The organism is Thiothrix unzii (assembly GCF_017901175.1).
Taxonomy (GTDB): Bacteria; Pseudomonadota; Gammaproteobacteria; order Thiotrichales; family Thiotrichaceae; genus Thiothrix; species Thiothrix unzii.
Map to the genome: position 1 here is coordinate 783,370 of NZ_CP072793.1, position 15,497 is coordinate 798,866.

Consider the following 15,497-nt stretch of genomic DNA (forward strand, 5'->3'; position numbering starts at 1 on the left):
TCTCTGGTAGATGCTTCGGAAACCGGAGTGTGTGATTTCACGCAGTAGTTTGTGTGTTATGACCCGTCTCCGCGAGGTGTTTAACTCTTTCGGAGGGATTTTATGCAAAATCAGCAGACCTACAATTACAAGGTCGTGCGGCAGTTTGCCATTATGACGGTGGTCTGGGGGATCGTCGGCATGTTGGTAGGTGTGATTATCGCCGCACAGTTACGTTGGCCGGAGTTGAATTTCGACACTCCGTGGCTGACGTTTAGTCGTTTACGCCCACTGCATACCAATGCGGTTATCTTCGCCTTCGGCGGTTCCGCTTTGTTTGCGACTTCGTTGTACATTGTGCAGCGTACTTGCCATGTGCGTTTGATTTCCGACAAGCTGGCTGCTTTTGTGTTCTGGGGCTGGCAGTTGATTATCGTGCTGGCTGCCATTACTTTCCCGCTGGGGATTACGTCTTCCAAGGAATATGCAGAACTGGAATGGCCGATTGATTTATTGATCACCGTCGTGTGGGTGGCTTACGCCATTTTGTTCTTCGGAACAATTATGAAACGTAAAACGCCGCACATTTACGTGGCGTTATGGTTTTTCGGTGCTTACATTCTGACTATCGCATTGCTGCATTTGGTCAATAATGCGGAATTGCCAATTGCGTTGTACGGTGGGAGCTGGCTCAAATCTTACTCTGTTTATCCCGGTGCGATTGATGCAATGGTGCAATGGTGGTACGGGCATAACGCAGTGGGCTTCTTCCTGACAGCAGCATTCTTGGGGATGATGTATTACTTCGTGCCAATGCAGGCAGGTCGTCCGGTGTATTCCTATCGTTTGTCAGTGGTTCACTTCTGGGCGTTGATTTCCACCTATATGTGGGCAGGCCCGCACCATTTGCACTACACCGCATTACCTGACTGGACTCAATCACTGGGTATGATTTTCTCGTTGATTTTGCTTGCACCAAGCTGGGGCGGGATGATCAACGGTATCATGACGCTCTCTGGGGCGTGGCATAAATTGCGCACTGACCCGATTTTACGTTTCTTGATTGTTTCCCTGTCTTTCTACGGCATGTCGACTTTTGAAGGGCCGATGATGGCGATCAAAACCGTTAACGAACTTTCCCACTACACTGACTGGACAGTAGGTCACGTTCACTCCGGCGCGTTGGGTTGGGTGGCGATGGTTTCTATTGGTTCATTGTATGCACTGATTCCGAAATTGTTCGGGCGTGACGGGATGTACAGCTCCAAGTTGATCGAAGTACATTTCTGGGTCATGACCATTGGCGTGGTGTTCTACATCGCTTCCATGTGGATTTCCGGTGTGTTGCAAGGTTTGATGTGGCGTGCAGTGAATGCTGACGGTACGTTGACTTACAGCTTTGTGGAATCAGTAGAAGCAATGTATCCGTTCTACTTCGTGCGTTTCCTCGGTGGGGTTTTGGTGCTGGCAGGCATGTTTATCATGGCTTACAACGTCTGGAAAACCGTTGCGGATGCCAAACCTGCTAACGACGCGATTCCCGCTGTAGCCCATTAAGGAGAAGTAACCATGAGTAGCGGACATGACATTGTTGAAAAAAATACCGGGCTGATGGCTCTGTTGATTGTGCTGGTGGTGAGTATGGGGGGCTTGGCGGAAATCGTGCCATTGTTCTTCATGAAAGATACCACTGAGCCAGTCGCAGGTCTGAAGCCGTATAGCGCGTTGCAACTGGAAGGGCGCGACGTGTACATCGAAAACGGTTGCTATCTGTGCCATTCGCAAATGATCCGCCCGTTCCGTGCGGAAACTGAGCGTTACGGACACTATTCGGTAGCAGGCGAGTTTGTCTACGACCATCCGTTCCAATGGGGTTCCAAGCGTACTGGCCCTGATTTGGCGCGTGTTGGTGGGCGTTACAGTGACGACTGGCACAAGGTGCATTTAAATAACCCTCGTGACGTTGTTCCTGAATCCAATATGCCGGGTTTCCCTTGGTTGTCCACAACACTCATTGATGAGAGTGATACGGCGGCAAAGATGAAAACCATGAAGGCGTTGGGCGTACCTTACACCGACGAGGAAATCGCCAAGGGTGCAGAAGAGGTAAAAGGCAAGACTGAACAAGATGCCTTGATTGCTTATCTGCAAAACTTGGGTACTGTCGTCAAGACCCAAAGGTGATCTTATGGATTACAACGATTTCCGTGGCATAACAACGCTGTTAGCAATGATCGCATTCCTCGGGGTGGTGTGGTGGGCGTACAGCAGCCGGAGCAAACGCCGGTTTGACAACGCTGCTAATTCCATCTTCGATACCGAGGAAAAGCAGTTGCACGATGCGTCAGTTAAGGAGGTAGACAAATGAGTGGTTTCTGGAGTGGTTGGATCATCCTGATCACATTGGGCAATATCTTTGCCTGTTACTGGCTGGTTCGCTGGACAACGAAAAAGCGTCCGGGTGAGTCAGCGATGGGAGATGTCACCGGGCATAAGTGGGATGGCTTGGAAGAGTTCAATAACCCGCTGCCGCGCTGGTGGTTATGGTTGTTTTACATCACCATCGTGTTTTCACTGGTTTATCTGGTGTTGTTCCCCGGTTTGGGCACGTTCAAGGGCGTGTTGAACTGGAGTTCACAAGGCAGTCAATACGGTGCGGAAATGGAAAGCGCGGCGCAAACTTACGACCCGATTTTCAAGAAATACGCAGCGATGCCGATTGACCAAGTAGCGCAAGACGAGGAAGCCCAAGGTATGGGGCGGCGCATGTTCTTGAGCTATTGTGCGCAGTGTCATGGTTCAGATGCGGGCGGTGGTAAAGGCTTCCCAAATCTGACGGACAATGACTGGCTTTACGGTGGTGCGCCTGAGCAAATCAAGCAAACCATTATGGCGGGTCGTCAGGCAGCAATGCCAGCGCACAAAGAGCGTGTCGATGCGGCTGGAATCGAATCCTTGGCGCATTACGTCATGAGCCTGAGTGGTCGTAAAGAAGCTGATGCTGCGAAAGTGGCACAAGGTCAGCAACTTTTTACCGCTAATGGCTGTTTGGCTTGCCACGGGGTTGATGGTAAAGGTAATCAGGCGATGGGCGCACCTAACTTGACCGACAGCACTTGGTTGTACGGTTCATCGTTAGACACCATTAAAGAAAGCATTGCCAACGGCCGTAACGGGCAGATGCCCGCGCAAGGTGACTTCCTCGGTGCGGACAAAGTGCATTTGCTGACGGCTTATGTGTATAGTTTGTCGCAGAAGAAATAAGTGACCATTGAGAATAGGCCGTCACATGACGGCCTATTCTTTGATAAATGTCGTGAAAGTTGTTTGCAAAACAATAAACTTTTTTCAAACCGCTTTTTATCAAATTAATCTTACAGTTTGCGTGTTAGCTTACGAGCATTGTCATCAACAGGCAGGAAGGTATTGGAATGTCTGAGAATCCCAACAAAGCAGATACAGCGGGAAGCACTGATAGCGGCTTTTACCAGAAACACACGATTATCCACCCACGAAAAACCAGTGGTCGTTTTACTGACTTACGCAAGTGGGCGGTATGGGCGTTGCTGGGGTTGTACTATGTATTGCCTTGGTTAACTTGGAAAGGGCAGCATTTGGTATTGTTCGATTTGCCCGCCCGTAAATTCTACATTTTGGGGCAAACTTTTTGGCCTCAGGATATTTTCTATTTAGCGATTCTGCTGATTTTAGCTGCCTTGGTATTGTTTTTCGTCACCGCATTGGCGGGGCGGGTGTGGTGTGGCTATGCCTGTCCACAAACGGTATGGAGCGAAGTCTTCCTCTGGATTGAGCAATGGGTTGAGGGCGATCGTCCACAACAGATCAAACTCGATAAAGCCCCTTGGAATAAAGATAAAATCACTAAGCGCACTCTCAAGCATGTGTTGTGGTTAGTGTTTTCCCTGCTGACCGGGTTTACCTTCGTGGGTTATTTCGTACCGATGGAAACCTTGTGGACGGCGACCATTACCGGAACGCTTGGTGGCTGGGCATTGTTCTGGGTGTTGTTTTACGGTTTTGCCACTTATGGTAATGCGGGCTTCTTGCGTGAGCAGGTGTGTATTTATATGTGCCCCTATTCACGTTTCCAAAGTGCTATGTTTGACAAAGATACGCTGATTATTTCCTATGATGAGGCACGCGGTGAGCCGCGTGGTTCACGCAAGCGTGGTGAAGAAAAACCCGGCGATAAAGGCGATTGTATTGACTGTACCTTGTGTGTGCAGGTTTGCCCGACAGGGATCGACATCCGTGATGGCTTGCAATACCAATGTATCAGTTGTGCGTTGTGTATTGATGCCTGCGATAGCATCATGGATAAAATGGGCTACGAACGTGGGCTGGTGCGGTACACTACCGAACACGCTTTGCACGGTGGTGTAACCCATGTTTTACGTTTTCGCACCTTCGTTTACGCGGGATTGTTATTGCTGATTACCGCTGGTTTGCTGTATTCCATTTCGCAGCGAGTGCCGCTGGAAATGGATATTATCCGTGACCGTAACGCACTGTTCCGCGATACTGGCGACGGCAATATCGAAAATATTTACACTTTGAAAGTCATTAATATGGATGCCAAACCGCATGAATTCGCGGTCAGTGTTGCCGGGATTGAAGGTATTGAATTGCGCGGCGCAGAAACCATCAAAGTTGATTCGGGCAGAGTGGCAGAAGTGCCGGTAAAAGTTATCGTTAACCCGGATCACATGACTGAGCGCAGTCAAGAAGTCATGTTCCACATTGAAGCCAAGGACGATGCGTCACTGGCGCAAACACAAAAAGCCCGCCTGTTAGGCCCGAAATTATAGGAGCTAGGTATGTACGTTGAAGTGGAAGATACCAAACCGTGGTACAAGCAGTTCTGGCCTTGGGCGTTGATGGTAATGCCAGCCACTGCTGTTGTGGCGGGGCTTTACACTTATTCGCTGGCGGCTTCTGGCAGCAGTGGATTGGTCGTAGACGATTATTATAAAGCGGGCAAAGCGATTAACCGCTCGATGGAAAAAAGTCAAAAAGCCGCCGCTTTGGGTTTACACGCCAATCTTGCGGTGAACGACTCAGCCGTGCGTATTTTGTTGGATCATGTTGCCGTGCAGCCGGAGCAAACCCTGACCTTGAGTTTGTATCACGCTACCATACCGGGGCGCGATCAGACTGTGACCTTAACTCACAGCGGCGCGGGAATGTGGTCTGGGCAAATCCAGCCATTGTCGGCAGGTAAGTGGTTTGCACATTTGTTGCCCGTTGATCAAAGCTGGCGGCTGGAGGGCGTTATCCCTACCCTAGAAACAGTGACGTTGGAATTGCAACCAGCACTGTGAGCATTCGATGATTGTGACGTGTGGGGCGAACAGTGTTTCGCCCTTATGCGCATATAATAGGCAAAAAAAAGGCTCTCCAACGTGGAGAGCCTAAGTGCTTTAGGGTATGTAGAGCGTTGTGGAAACTGTTAACCAGAGGAGGTAACGAACATCGGTGTTAACAGCTTCCGAGGGTAATTAAACCCTTTTTAAAGTAGGGATACAATCCATGAGCTGTTGGTTTCTTGATGCATATCAATTTAGTAGAATCTTTCTTGGCGCAAACTTGCATTTTGCCCTGATATGCAGCATTTATGTGTTCTCCCATACTTGGGTACGAATGAGGTTGGTATGAGTACAGTCCAATTTGATGCAGATTTGATCCGCCGTTATGACACGGCAGGGCCACGCTATACGTCTTATCCGACGGCGGTTGCATTTGGCGCATTTACAGAAGACGAATACAAAGCGCACGCTTATTTGAGCAATGAAGACCCCATTCCATTGCCGTTGTCGCTGTATTTCCACATTCCGTTTTGCGATACCGTGTGCTTTTACTGCGCCTGCAATAAGATCGTGACCAAAGACCGCAGCAAGTCAGAAACCTATTTGCAGTACCTGTTCCGCGAAATCGAAATGCAAGCCAAGTTGTACGACCGTGATCGTATGGTGGAGCAGTTGCATTGGGGCGGTGGTACACCAACCTTCTTAAATCATGAGGAAATGCGGGCGTTGATGGCAAAAATCCGCCAGCATTTTTCTTTGTACGATACCGACGAAGGCGATTACTCCATTGAGATTGACCCGCGCTCAGTTACCCCGGAAACCATCGGTGTATTGCGTGAAATCGGTTTCAACCGTTTCAGTTTGGGCGTGCAGGATGTGGATAAGCGCGTGCAAATTGCGGTGAATCGGGTGCAGCCGATTGAGCAAACATTAGCAGTAATTGAAGCCTGTCGCGCTTACGGTGCGAAGTCGATCAGTGTGGATTTGATTTACGGTTTGCCGTTCCAAACAGCCGAAAGTTTCCGGCAAACGTTGGATACGATGATCGAACTTGCCCCAGATCGGATTTCGGTGTTCAACTACGCGCATATGCCCAATCTGTTTAAACCGCAACGCCGTATTAACGATGCCGATTTGCCTTCTGCCGAAACTAAGTTGCAAATCATGCAGTTGGCGGTGGAACACCTGACTGCGGCTGGTTACGAATACATCGGGATGGATCATTTCGCCAAGCCTGACGATGAGTTGGCAATTGCCCAGCGTCAAGGTACGTTGCACCGCAACTTCCAAGGTTACACCACTCATGCGGATTGCGATTTGGTGGCAATGGGCGTGAGTTCGATCAGTAGTGTCGCGGAATGCTACAGCCAGAATGCGAAAACGCTGGAAGAATATTACGCGGCGATTGATGCAGAGCATTTGCCGGTAATCAAAGGGATTACGTTGGATGACGATGACGTGTTGCGTCGTGAAATTATTCAGCAACTTGCGTGCCATTTCCGTTTGGATTTTTCGCCGATAGCGCGTGCGTATAAGGTCGATTTTGAAGCGTATTTTGAACGTGAGCTGACATTATTGCAGCCAATGGCAGCGGATGATTTGTTGGTGTTTACCGAAGCGGGATTCGAGGTAACGCCACGAGGGCGTTTCCTGATCCGTAACATTTGCATGGTTTTTGACGTGAGTTTACGCAAAAACGGAGTGCAACAACGCTTTTCGCGAGTGATTTAACGCGCTTCACTCGCGGGGCGACAAGTGTGGTGCGCCAGTTGTTTCAGGCGTGCCATGTCTTCAATCTTAATCAAGCGGTGTTGTACGGCAATAATGCCGTCGTCTTGCAAGCGTGAGAACATCCGGCTCAACGTTTCGACCGCCATACCTAAGTAATTGGCAAGATCGTGGCGAGCCATTGGCAGGTTAAATTCCGTACAGGAAAAACCGCGTTCTTTATTGCGTTCCGATAAGCTGGAAAGGAATGTCGCCAGCCGTTCCTCAGTGCGCATTTGCCCCAAGGTCAATAACAGCATGTGTTCGCGTTCAATTTCGGCACCGATTTGGCGCATCATTTGCCCGCGCATACTGCTGAGTTTGCCGCAAAGCTCTTGAAAACTATCCATATTGAGTTCGCAAACAAGGGTGTCATCCAATGCTTGTGCATCGCAGGTGTGGCGGTTGTTCGCAAACGCATCAAAGCCCAATAAGTCACCGGGCAGGTAAAATCCTAAAATTTGTTCTTCACCATCGGGGGTGGACAACGCAGTTTTCACCGCACCCGCTTTGACCGCGTAGATGGAATATTGCTGGTCATCACGGCGAAATAAGTAATCTTTCTTCTTGATCTTAACTGTCTTGTTAATGGCATTTTCCAACAGCTCAAGTTCTTCGCGGTTCAGGCCGCGAGGTAAACAAAGCTCACTCAGGCTGCAATTGTGGCAGGCGACGGCTGATTTTTTGGCTGTTTGTATTGGCACTGTTTTCATAGAAATCCTGAACCGTGACAATTATCAACGATCTACGTGAAAGGTTGTGAATGCCCTCGCGTAGCACAAATAATTCGATAGTTTTTTGATGTAAATCAAAGTTATGTGAGCATATTCACTTAAACTGTGCATTGTACACGTTTATTTTCATTAGTATAGGAGAATAGGCTATCATGGCAGAACTACTGTTTGGAAGCTGGATGGGCATCCTGAGCTTGTTGGTCATCGTGATTACGTTCGTTATCGTGTCGTATTTTGCTTGGTTATTTGTTAAAAAGTCCGGTGAGAACTGATCAGTCGCGTAAAAATACATTTCACTTTGGCAGAATGCTGGCTAATATCCTGCTGGCAGCGAGTGCGTTTAGCCTTGCCTACACGGTCTGGATGATTTACCAAAATATTACCCAGACCGTGCGGCAGTCTGCGATAACGTCATCCGCTCCTACAGAGTCATCAGTTACACCAGCTACTGGGAACGCAAAGTGGAAGAACAATCATCACAATTAACAGCACGTCCGCGCCGGGGTGTTTACCTTTTACCTAATTTATTGACCACAGGAGCGATGTTCTGTGGCTTTTACGCGGTTGTCGCGGCGATGCAAGGCAAATTTGAAGCTGCTGCTGTTGCCGTTTTTATCGCCATGATTTTAGACGGTTTGGACGGGCGTGTCGCACGCATGACCAATACCCAGTCTGAATTCGGGGCGCAATACGACAGTTTGGCTGACCTCATTTCCTTCGGGGTTGCGCCCGGTTTGGTGATGTATCAATGGGCATTGGTGCATTTACAGGCTTACGGCACGGCATGGGGCAAGGCCGGGTGGCTGGTTGCTTTTATTTACGTGGCTTGCGCAGCATTGCGTTTGGCGCGTTTCAATACGCAAATCGGTAAGGTCGATAAGCGTTTTTTCGTCGGGCTACCCAGTCCGGCAGCGGCGGCCTTGGTCGTCGGCATGGTGTGGGTATTCCACGATCTTGAGGTCTTAGGGCGCAATGTACAGATGCCCGCGCTGTTTTTGACCTTCGCCGCTGGTTTACTAATGGTCAGCAACATCAGTTTCTACAGCTTCAAAGATTTTGACCTGCGTAATCGCGTGCCTTTCGTCGCGGTGTTAGTGATTGTGCTGCTGTTTGCGTTGACCACGATTGACCCACCCAAAGTCTTGTTTGGGGTGTTCTTGTTGTACGCTTTGTCAGGGCCGCTATTATGGGCTTGGCGGCGTTATCGTAAATTGCAACGCCGCAAAAAAGGTGTCGAGTAATTCAGCGATGTACCACCGTGTGTAGCACGGTGTTACGCTCGAAATACACCGAAAATGTTCCGTAATTCCACACGGTAATGCGCGGCCACTGCTTTTTCACTTTGCCTTTAGAAACACGCACACTCTGCGGTTGACCGTATTGCGCCTTTACGCTGGTCATTTTTGTGCCGCGTGTGGGGTAATCGGCAAACGCGGTGGTGGTAAAAAAAGGTACGCACAGTAGCGCGGCGGCAAACCATTTCGACAAACGCATGTCTTAATCTCCGGTATTGGTTTTATTGAACGGCACTCGTCAGTTAATGCTGTGTTTTTTTCATTGTCACGGTACAATCGCCAGCCATGTTTACACCACTTGAATTATTTATCGGTCAGCGTTACACGCATTCACGGCGGCGCAACCGTTTCATCTCGTTCATCTCGTTCGCTTCCATGCTCGGCATCATGCTGGGGGTCATGGTATTGATCACGGTTTTGTCGATTATGAACGGCTTTGAAAAGGAACTCAGGGATAAAATACTGGGTGTGGTTGCGCATGTCACGGTTTCGGGGACAAATGGGCAACTGTCCGATTGGGCGGCGCAATTGGAGCGACTAAGGGACGCTGATCATGTTATCGGTGCGGCTCCTTACGTGCAAAAACAAGTCATGTTGACCAATGGCAATCAAATGCGGGCAGTCATGTTGCAGGGGATTGACCCCGCACAGCAAGGGCAGGTCAGCGATGTCGATTTCAAAATGCTTGAAGGCAGCTTTTTCAACCTGAAGCCGCGTGAATACGGCATTGTGTTAGGTGTGGAAGTGGCTTCGGGTTTGGGGGTAATCCCCGGTGATAAAGTCACGGTAATCGTGCCGCAAGTGCAGGTTACGCCTGCCGGGGTATTGCCGCGCGTCCGGCGGTTTACCGTGGTGGGGGTGTATCAAATCGGGCATCCCGAATACGATGGGATGACGGGTTTTATTGAGTTGGGTGATGCGTCGCGCTTGTTTAAATTGGGCGAAGACGTGGGTGGTATCCGTTTAAAATTGGATGATTTGTTTGCGGCGCAAGGCTTGCAGGCGGATTTACAACACAGCCTCGGTAATGATTTTAAAGTCACTGACTGGAGTGAGGAACACGGTAGTTTGTTCCGCGCAGTGCGGATGGAACGCATCGCGATGACGATGATTTTGTTCTTGGTGGTGTGCGTGGCTTTGTTTAATTTGGTGGCATCGTTAATGATGGCGGTCAATGATAAAGAAGCCGATATTGCCATTTTGCGCACTTTTGGGATGCCGGGGCGACGTGTGATGCGCATTTTCATGATTCAAGGCAGCATTATCGGAGTATTCGGTACGCTCGTGGGCGTGGCGTTGGGCGTGTTGTTGTCACTGAATATCAGCGTGGTTATGGCATTTTTAGAAACCACCTTTGGGTTTAAAGTTTTTTCTGCCGATTTGTTTTACATCAGCGAAATTCCTTCGGATTTGCGTTGGGAAAATGTGATCTGGATTACCATCGCGGCATTGATTGCGTCGGTACTCGCCACGGTGTATCCGGCACGCCGCGCCGCTCAAATTCAGCCTGCGGAGTCGCTGCGTTATGAATAAATTGTTTCATCCGCTGGAATTGTCGGTGGGCTGGCGTTACACCCGTGCGCGTCGTCAAAAGCATTTCATCTCATTTATTTCATTGGCTTCGATTTTAGGCATTGCGATTGGCGTATTGGTGCTGATTACGGTGTTGTCAGTAATGAACGGTTTTGAGCAAACCATGCGCGAACGGGTATTGGGCATGTTTGCGCACATTACGGTGTCAGAAGGCGATACCGTGGTGTCAGATTGGCAAAAAGTGAGCGAGTCGCTGCAAGCATTTCCGCATGTGAAAGCGGTGTCACCGTTTGTAGAAAAGCCTGCGATGCTTAACCAAGGCGATGAAGCGCGAGGCGCGTTATTGCAAGGGGTATTGCCGGAACTGGAGGGCAGCGTAAGTTCGGTCTTCAAGCACGTTACCAAAGGCGATATGCAGGCATTGCAGCCTGGTAGTTTTAAGATTGCCGTTGGCGCGACCTTGGCTAAAGAACTAAAAGTGGACGTGGGTGATTCGCTGACCTTGATTAGCCCGTCGGAAGGGGCGTTGGAAATGGGGGAATTGCCTGCGTTACAGCGTTTCACGATTGCGGCGATTTTTCGGGTTGATATGCAGCAGTACGATTCAGCATTTGCTTATATCCACCTCGCGGATGCGCAGGAAGTGTTTAAACTCGGCACGGATGTGACCGGATTGCGGATGAAATTGGATGATTTGTACCTCGCACCGAAAACTGCACAAAATATTTTAGGGCGGATGAGTGCCTCTTGGCCGGATATGTGGGTGAGTGATTGGACACGCCTCAACGAGAACCAATTTAAAGCAATTCAATCGCAGAAATCGGTAATGTTTGTGATTTTATTGCTGATTATTGCGGTAGCTGCATTCAATTTAGTGTCAACTTTGGTGATGGTCGTGACCGATAAAGAGGGTGACATTGCAATTTTACGTACCTTGGGGCTGTCATCCGGGCGCGTGATGAAAGTATTTATGGTGCAAGGCACGTTAATCGGGGTGCTTGGCACGCTCATGGGGGTGGTGTTGGGCGTGTTGCTGGCGAGTAATGTGGATGTGATTGTGCAATTTTTGGAACGCTTGTTTGATACCCGTTTCATTAATTCAGAAGTGTATTTTATCAGCGAATTGGAATCACGCATTAACGTCGGCGACGTGGTGTTGATTGCCTTGAGTTCGTTACTGATGTCTGTGTTAGCGACGCTTTACCCGGCTTGGCGTGCGTCCAAAGTTCAACCTGCGGAGGCTTTGCGCTATGAGTGATGTGATTATTTCCTGCCAACAATTAAGCAAACGTTTTCAGGAAGGGCGTTTGGATGTGCAGGTGCTGCGCGGGGTTGATTTGCAAATCCATGCTGGCGAAAAAGTGGCAATTTTGGGCAGCTCTGGCAGCGGTAAAAGTACCTTGTTACACATCCTCGGTGGTTTGGATTTACCCTCAAGTGGGCACGTGGAAGTGTTGGGTAAACGCATGGATCAGCTTTCTGATACCGAACGTGGTCAATTGCGTAATGAATCGCTAGGTTTTATTTACCAGTTTCACCATCTGTTACCGGAATTTACCGCGCTGGAAAACGTGGCAATGCCTTTGTTGATTCGTGGTGTGAAAGTTGCCGAAGCGAGTCAGCAAGCGGCGGATATTCTCGAAAAAGTCGGTTTGGGTGAGCGTTTGGCGCATAAACCCGCTCAATTATCGGGTGGGGAACGTCAGCGAGCGGCGATTGCACGCGCTTTAGTGACACGTCCGCAAGCGGTATTGGCTGACGAACCGACCGGCAACCTTGATCAGCAAACGGCTGAGAATGTGTTCAATTTGATGCAAGGTTTAAACACCGCGATGAAAACCGCGTTCGTGGTTGTGACCCACGACTTGCAACTGGCAAGCCGGATGGACACGGTGTACCGCATTACTGCCGGAACCTTGACGCGCGAACGTTAATCCTGCGGTGGTGGCGTATCGTTGCTCTCAGCGGATTTTTTAGGGCGTAATTTACGCGCCCGGCGTTCTTTCAAATGTTGCAACAAGTGTAAACGCCACAATAAATGCACACCGTAATATCCCGCCAGCGAAGAAATGACTGCCATTAGCGCAATGCCCAGCACAAACGGTTTCCAGATGAGGATTAACCCGTTCATCAGCCAGTCAAGGCTGGGTTCAAAGTTAAAGCCTGTGCCGGGGTGTCCGACGATCATTGCACCCAATTCATAAGCGGCATACAGCATCGGCGGCATGGTCACTGGGTTGGTAACAAACACCAATGCGACTGCCAAAGGCAAATTAGCGCGAAAAAATACCGCTAACAACGCGGCAATAATCGACTGGAATGGGATGGGAAGCCACATGGCAAACAAACCAATCGCAAACGCAGAGGCGACATTGCGTCGATTCAGATGCCATAAGTAGGGCAGGTGTAAAGTATCCCCCAAAAACTGGAGATGCTTATGCTGCTTTAGCTTGGCTGGATCTGGTGAGAATTTCCGTAAAAATTTCCGTGGCATGAAGCACAATAACACCAAAAGAAGAAGCACCACATTATCCATGGTTTCATTTCAATGCGCACCTTTTCAGTGAGTTTTTTTATCGGCACGCTGCTGTTATTGCTGCTGCCGCACATGCCTAGCTTAGATGCGCTATTTTGGGGCGTATACCTTGGCGTTGCGTTGCTGTTTAGCGTGGGTTGTGTGGTGTGGCGACGGCGTTTGCGCTTGCCGCTGGTGTTGCTGCTATCCGGGCTATGGCTGGGTGGTGGTTACGCATTGCACACAGCGGATGGCGTATTAGCCAGTTGGTTGCCGGTGGCGTGGGAAGGTGAAGATGTGTTGCTAACCGGAACCGTGGCTGACGTGCCTGAGTTGGGGGTGGACGGACTGCATTTTGTGTTTGACGCAGAGCATCCCGCGTTTAACGGGCGGTTGCGTTTGGCGTGGTATGAGGATGAAACCCCGCCAATGCACGCTGGCGAACGCTGGCAATTGTTGGTGCGCGGCAAACGTCCGCACGGTTTTCGTAATCCCAACGGGTTTGATTACGAGCAGTGGTTATTTACTCAGCGTATTGGTGGCAGCGGGCATGTGCGTAAATCGACCGAGAATCAGCGATTAGCCGCCGCTCCGCCTTGGGCAGTGAATGCTTGGCGGCAGAATTTAAAGATGGCGATTGAAACCGCTTTGCCAGATTCGCCCGCGACGGGTTTGGTGCAGGGTTTGGCGGTGGCTTACACCAAAGCGATTACCCCGGAGCAATGGGCGGTGTTGCGCGATACCGGCACGATTCATTTGCTTGCGATTTCGGGGTTGCACATTACGATGGTGGCGGGGCTGGGTATTTTGCCGGTGTGGGGTATTTGGCGGCTATTTCCGGTGTTGTATTTGTGGTTGCCGTTGCGGGTGGCAGCGGGTATCGCGGGCGGAGGATTGGCGATTGGATATGCGTTGTTGGCGGGGTTTAATATTCCTACGCAACGCACCCTGTTGATGTTGCTGGTGGTGTTGCTGGGCTTGGTGTGGCGACGACAAATTCCGTTTAGCGTGACTTTGGCGACGGCGTTGCTGGCGGTGTTATTACTTGACCCGTTGGCTCCCTTGGCGGTGGGGTTTTGGTTGTCGTTTGTGACAGTGGGATTGTTGGCATGGTTGAGTTTGCGGCAACGGCGTGTGGGTAAAACGGCGGTGGTGTGGATGCAATTGGTATTGTCGTTGGGCACATTGCCGTTAACTGCTGGATTTTTTGGGATGGTGTCGCTGAGTTCACCAGTGGCAAATTTGTTGGCGATTCCGCTGGTCACGTTTGTGGTCACACCGTTGGTATTGCTGGGCATTGTATTGGTTGGTTGGTGGTCAACAGCGGCGACGTTGGTGTGGTCGGGTGCGGCGGTATTATTAACTTGGTTAATGGCGGCGTTGGAATGGTTGGCGGGGTTGCCGTTGGCGGCGGTTTCCATGCCCTTAGTGCCGTTGGTTTGGCTGGGGTTGGCATTGTTGGGTTTTGGGTTATTGTGTGCGCCACGTGGAATGCCGGGGCGGTGGTTGGGGCTGGTATTGATGTTGCCGATGCTGCTTTATCAACCGGAAAAACCCGCTGCGGGGGCGTTTCGGGCGAGTGTGTTGGATGTGGGGCAGGGCTTGGCAACAGTGGTGCAAACCGCGCAGCATACCTTGGTGTTCGATACCGGCCCGAAAACTTCCGACAGTTTTGATGCGGGGGAATTGGTGGTATTGCCATGGTTATACGGGCAAGGTTTGCGCAATGTCGATCGTTTGCTGGTTTCACACGCGGATAATGATCACAGCGGTGGTGCACAAGCGTTGGTCAACACCATGCCCGTTGGTGACATTTGGGTGGGAACGCCGGATATTTTACCGCAACAGCCAACCGCTTTGTGCGCAGCGGGGCAGCAGTGGGAATGGGATGGGGTGCAATTTAGCGTGTTGCACCCGTCGCCAGCGTTTCAAGAGCCGCGTGATAATAACCGTTCTTGCGTGTTAAAAGTGAGCAATGCGCATCACAGTTTATTATTGACGGCGGATATTGAGCGTCCGGTTGAGCAGTGGTTGCTTAAACAGCGTGCAGATTTGGCGGCAGAAGTACTGTTATTGCCGCATCATGGTAGTAAAACTTCATCGAGTCCGGCATTTATCAATGCGGTTGCACCACGTTTGGGTATTGTTACCAGCGGGTATCGCAACCGTTATCATCACCCGCATCCGTCCGTGACTGCACGTTATGAAGCACGCGGTATAAAATTACTGAATACCGTAAATAGTGGGGAATTGCGTTTGGATTTTCCTGATACAAATGCAGCGTTTGAGATTCGTGAATGGCGGCAAGTGCAACCGCATATTTGGCAGAAGACCACAATGTAACGTA

Annotated in this window: 16 protein-coding genes; 13 read left to right on the forward strand and 3 right to left on the reverse strand. The window is 50.1% G+C overall.

The genetic code is table 11. The features are described from left to right. Positions 1–102: 102 nt before the first annotated feature. The 7 genes from ccoN (at position 103) to hemN (ending at position 7,037) form a co-directional block, all read left to right on the forward strand. On the forward strand, positions 103–1,536 hold the full coding sequence (gene ccoN / locus J9260_RS04130; RefSeq protein ID WP_210219783.1) for a cytochrome-c oxidase, cbb3-type subunit I: 1,434 nt from the start codon (positions 103–105) through the stop codon (positions 1,534–1,536). Positions 1,537–1,548: 12 nt separating this feature from the next. Then, positions 1,549–2,163 carry a cytochrome-c oxidase, cbb3-type subunit II gene (gene ccoO / locus J9260_RS04135; protein ID WP_210219784.1) on the forward strand — a complete coding sequence of 205 codons (615 nt, stop codon included), beginning with the start codon at positions 1,549–1,551 and terminating at the stop codon, positions 2,161–2,163. A gap of 4 nt (positions 2,164–2,167) precedes the next feature. Next, positions 2,168–2,347, forward strand: coding sequence for a cbb3-type cytochrome oxidase subunit 3 (locus J9260_RS04140; RefSeq protein ID WP_210219785.1), 180 nt, complete (start codon positions 2,168–2,170; stop codon positions 2,345–2,347). Beyond that, a complete protein-coding gene (ccoP, locus tag J9260_RS04145) occupies positions 2,344–3,243 on the forward strand; it encodes a cytochrome-c oxidase, cbb3-type subunit III (protein WP_210219786.1) in 900 nt (299 codons plus the stop codon). The genes J9260_RS04140 and ccoP overlap by 4 nt, the downstream gene beginning before the upstream one ends. Positions 3,244–3,410: 167 nt before the next feature. Next, positions 3,411–4,808, forward strand: coding sequence for a cytochrome c oxidase accessory protein CcoG (gene ccoG / locus J9260_RS04150; RefSeq protein WP_210219787.1), 1,398 nt, complete (start codon positions 3,411–3,413; stop codon positions 4,806–4,808). A gap of 9 nt (positions 4,809–4,817) precedes the next feature. Continuing rightward, positions 4,818–5,321: a FixH family protein gene (locus J9260_RS04155; protein WP_210219788.1), complete on the forward strand. Its 504-nt coding sequence runs from the start codon at positions 4,818–4,820 to the stop codon at positions 5,319–5,321. A gap of 330 nt (positions 5,322–5,651) precedes the next feature. Beyond that, positions 5,652–7,037 (forward strand): oxygen-independent coproporphyrinogen III oxidase, encoded by a 1,386-nt coding sequence (gene hemN / locus J9260_RS04160; protein ID WP_210219789.1) that lies wholly within the window; start codon positions 5,652–5,654, stop codon positions 7,035–7,037. On the opposite strand, the gene fnr is transcribed toward hemN, so the two are convergent. Then, positions 7,034–7,786 (reverse strand): fumarate/nitrate reduction transcriptional regulator Fnr, encoded by a 753-nt coding sequence (gene fnr, locus J9260_RS04165; RefSeq protein ID WP_210219790.1) that lies wholly within the window; start codon positions 7,784–7,786, stop codon positions 7,034–7,036. The genes hemN and fnr overlap by 4 nt on opposite strands. Positions 7,787–7,959: 173 nt before the next feature. On the opposite strand from fnr, the gene J9260_RS04170 reads away from it, so the two are divergent. Beyond that, entirely contained in the window at positions 7,960–8,079 is a 120-nt protein-coding gene (locus tag J9260_RS04170) for a DUF3149 domain-containing protein (protein ID WP_210219791.1), read from the forward strand. Between the two features lie 189 nt (positions 8,080–8,268). After that, positions 8,269–9,048 carry a CDP-diacylglycerol--serine O-phosphatidyltransferase gene (gene pssA, locus J9260_RS04175; RefSeq protein WP_210219792.1) on the forward strand — a complete coding sequence of 260 codons (780 nt, stop codon included), beginning with the start codon at positions 8,269–8,271 and terminating at the stop codon, positions 9,046–9,048. Position 9,049: 1 nt separating this feature from the next. Here pssA and J9260_RS04180 read toward each other — a convergent pair whose 3' ends face one another. Continuing rightward, positions 9,050–9,301: a hypothetical protein gene (locus tag J9260_RS04180; RefSeq protein WP_210219793.1), complete on the reverse strand. Its 252-nt coding sequence runs from the start codon at positions 9,299–9,301 to the stop codon at positions 9,050–9,052. Between the two features lie 86 nt (positions 9,302–9,387). Here J9260_RS04180 and J9260_RS04185 point away from each other — a divergent pair, with 86 nt between their 5' ends. Genes J9260_RS04185 through lolD form a run of 3 tightly spaced genes read left to right on the forward strand, consistent with a single transcriptional unit; the run spans position 9,388 to position 12,569 of the window. Continuing rightward, on the forward strand, positions 9,388–10,635 hold the full coding sequence (locus J9260_RS04185; RefSeq protein WP_210219794.1) for a lipoprotein-releasing ABC transporter permease subunit: 1,248 nt from the start codon (positions 9,388–9,390) through the stop codon (positions 10,633–10,635). Continuing rightward, positions 10,628–11,893: a lipoprotein-releasing ABC transporter permease subunit gene (locus J9260_RS04190; RefSeq protein ID WP_210219795.1), complete on the forward strand. Its 1,266-nt coding sequence runs from the start codon at positions 10,628–10,630 to the stop codon at positions 11,891–11,893. Before J9260_RS04185 ends, J9260_RS04190 begins: the two co-directional genes overlap by 8 nt. After that, positions 11,886–12,569 (forward strand): lipoprotein-releasing ABC transporter ATP-binding protein LolD, encoded by a 684-nt coding sequence (gene lolD / locus J9260_RS04195; RefSeq protein WP_210219796.1) that lies wholly within the window; start codon positions 11,886–11,888, stop codon positions 12,567–12,569. Before J9260_RS04190 ends, lolD begins: the two co-directional genes overlap by 8 nt. Here lolD and J9260_RS04200 read toward each other — a convergent pair. Beyond that, positions 12,566–13,129: a DUF2062 domain-containing protein gene (locus tag J9260_RS04200; RefSeq protein WP_210219797.1), complete on the reverse strand. Its 564-nt coding sequence runs from the start codon at positions 13,127–13,129 to the stop codon at positions 12,566–12,568. The two genes, lolD and J9260_RS04200, sit on opposite strands and share 4 nt — an antisense overlap. A 54-nt stretch (positions 13,130–13,183) precedes the next feature. On the opposite strand from J9260_RS04200, the gene J9260_RS04205 reads away from it, so the two are divergent. After that, positions 13,184–15,493 carry a DNA internalization-related competence protein ComEC/Rec2 gene (locus J9260_RS04205; protein WP_210219798.1) on the forward strand — a complete coding sequence of 770 codons (2,310 nt, stop codon included), beginning with the start codon at positions 13,184–13,186 and terminating at the stop codon, positions 15,491–15,493. Positions 15,494–15,497: the final 4 nt, after the last annotated feature.

Bases quoted from the DNA above. Each gene is read 5' to 3' on its own strand.
- ccoN (WP_210219783.1), top strand. From the start codon at position 103: ATGCAAAATCAGCAGACCTACAATTACAAGGTCGTGCGGCAGTTTGCC.
- ccoO (WP_210219784.1), top strand. From the start codon at position 1,549: ATGAGTAGCGGACATGACATTGTTGAAAAAAATACCGGGCTGATGGCT.
- J9260_RS04140 (WP_210219785.1), top strand. From the start codon at position 2,168: ATGGATTACAACGATTTCCGTGGCATAACAACGCTGTTAGCAATGATC.
- ccoP (WP_210219786.1), top strand. From the start codon at position 2,344: ATGAGTGGTTTCTGGAGTGGTTGGATCATCCTGATCACATTGGGCAAT.
- ccoG (WP_210219787.1), top strand. From the start codon at position 3,411: ATGTCTGAGAATCCCAACAAAGCAGATACAGCGGGAAGCACTGATAGC.
- J9260_RS04155 (WP_210219788.1), top strand. From the start codon at position 4,818: ATGTACGTTGAAGTGGAAGATACCAAACCGTGGTACAAGCAGTTCTGG.
- hemN (WP_210219789.1), top strand. From the start codon at position 5,652: ATGAGTACAGTCCAATTTGATGCAGATTTGATCCGCCGTTATGACACG.
- fnr (WP_210219790.1), bottom strand. From the start codon at position 7,786: ATGAAAACAGTGCCAATACAAACAGCCAAAAAATCAGCCGTCGCCTGC.
- J9260_RS04170 (WP_210219791.1), top strand. From the start codon at position 7,960: ATGGCAGAACTACTGTTTGGAAGCTGGATGGGCATCCTGAGCTTGTTG.
- J9260_RS04180 (WP_210219793.1), bottom strand. From the start codon at position 9,301: ATGCGTTTGTCGAAATGGTTTGCCGCCGCGCTACTGTGCGTACCTTTT.
- J9260_RS04185 (WP_210219794.1), top strand. From the start codon at position 9,388: ATGTTTACACCACTTGAATTATTTATCGGTCAGCGTTACACGCATTCA.
- J9260_RS04190 (WP_210219795.1), top strand. From the start codon at position 10,628: ATGAATAAATTGTTTCATCCGCTGGAATTGTCGGTGGGCTGGCGTTAC.
- lolD (WP_210219796.1), top strand. From the start codon at position 11,886: ATGAGTGATGTGATTATTTCCTGCCAACAATTAAGCAAACGTTTTCAG.
- J9260_RS04200 (WP_210219797.1), bottom strand. From the start codon at position 13,129: ATGCCACGGAAATTTTTACGGAAATTCTCACCAGATCCAGCCAAGCTA.
- J9260_RS04205 (WP_210219798.1), top strand. From the start codon at position 13,184: ATGCGCACCTTTTCAGTGAGTTTTTTTATCGGCACGCTGCTGTTATTG.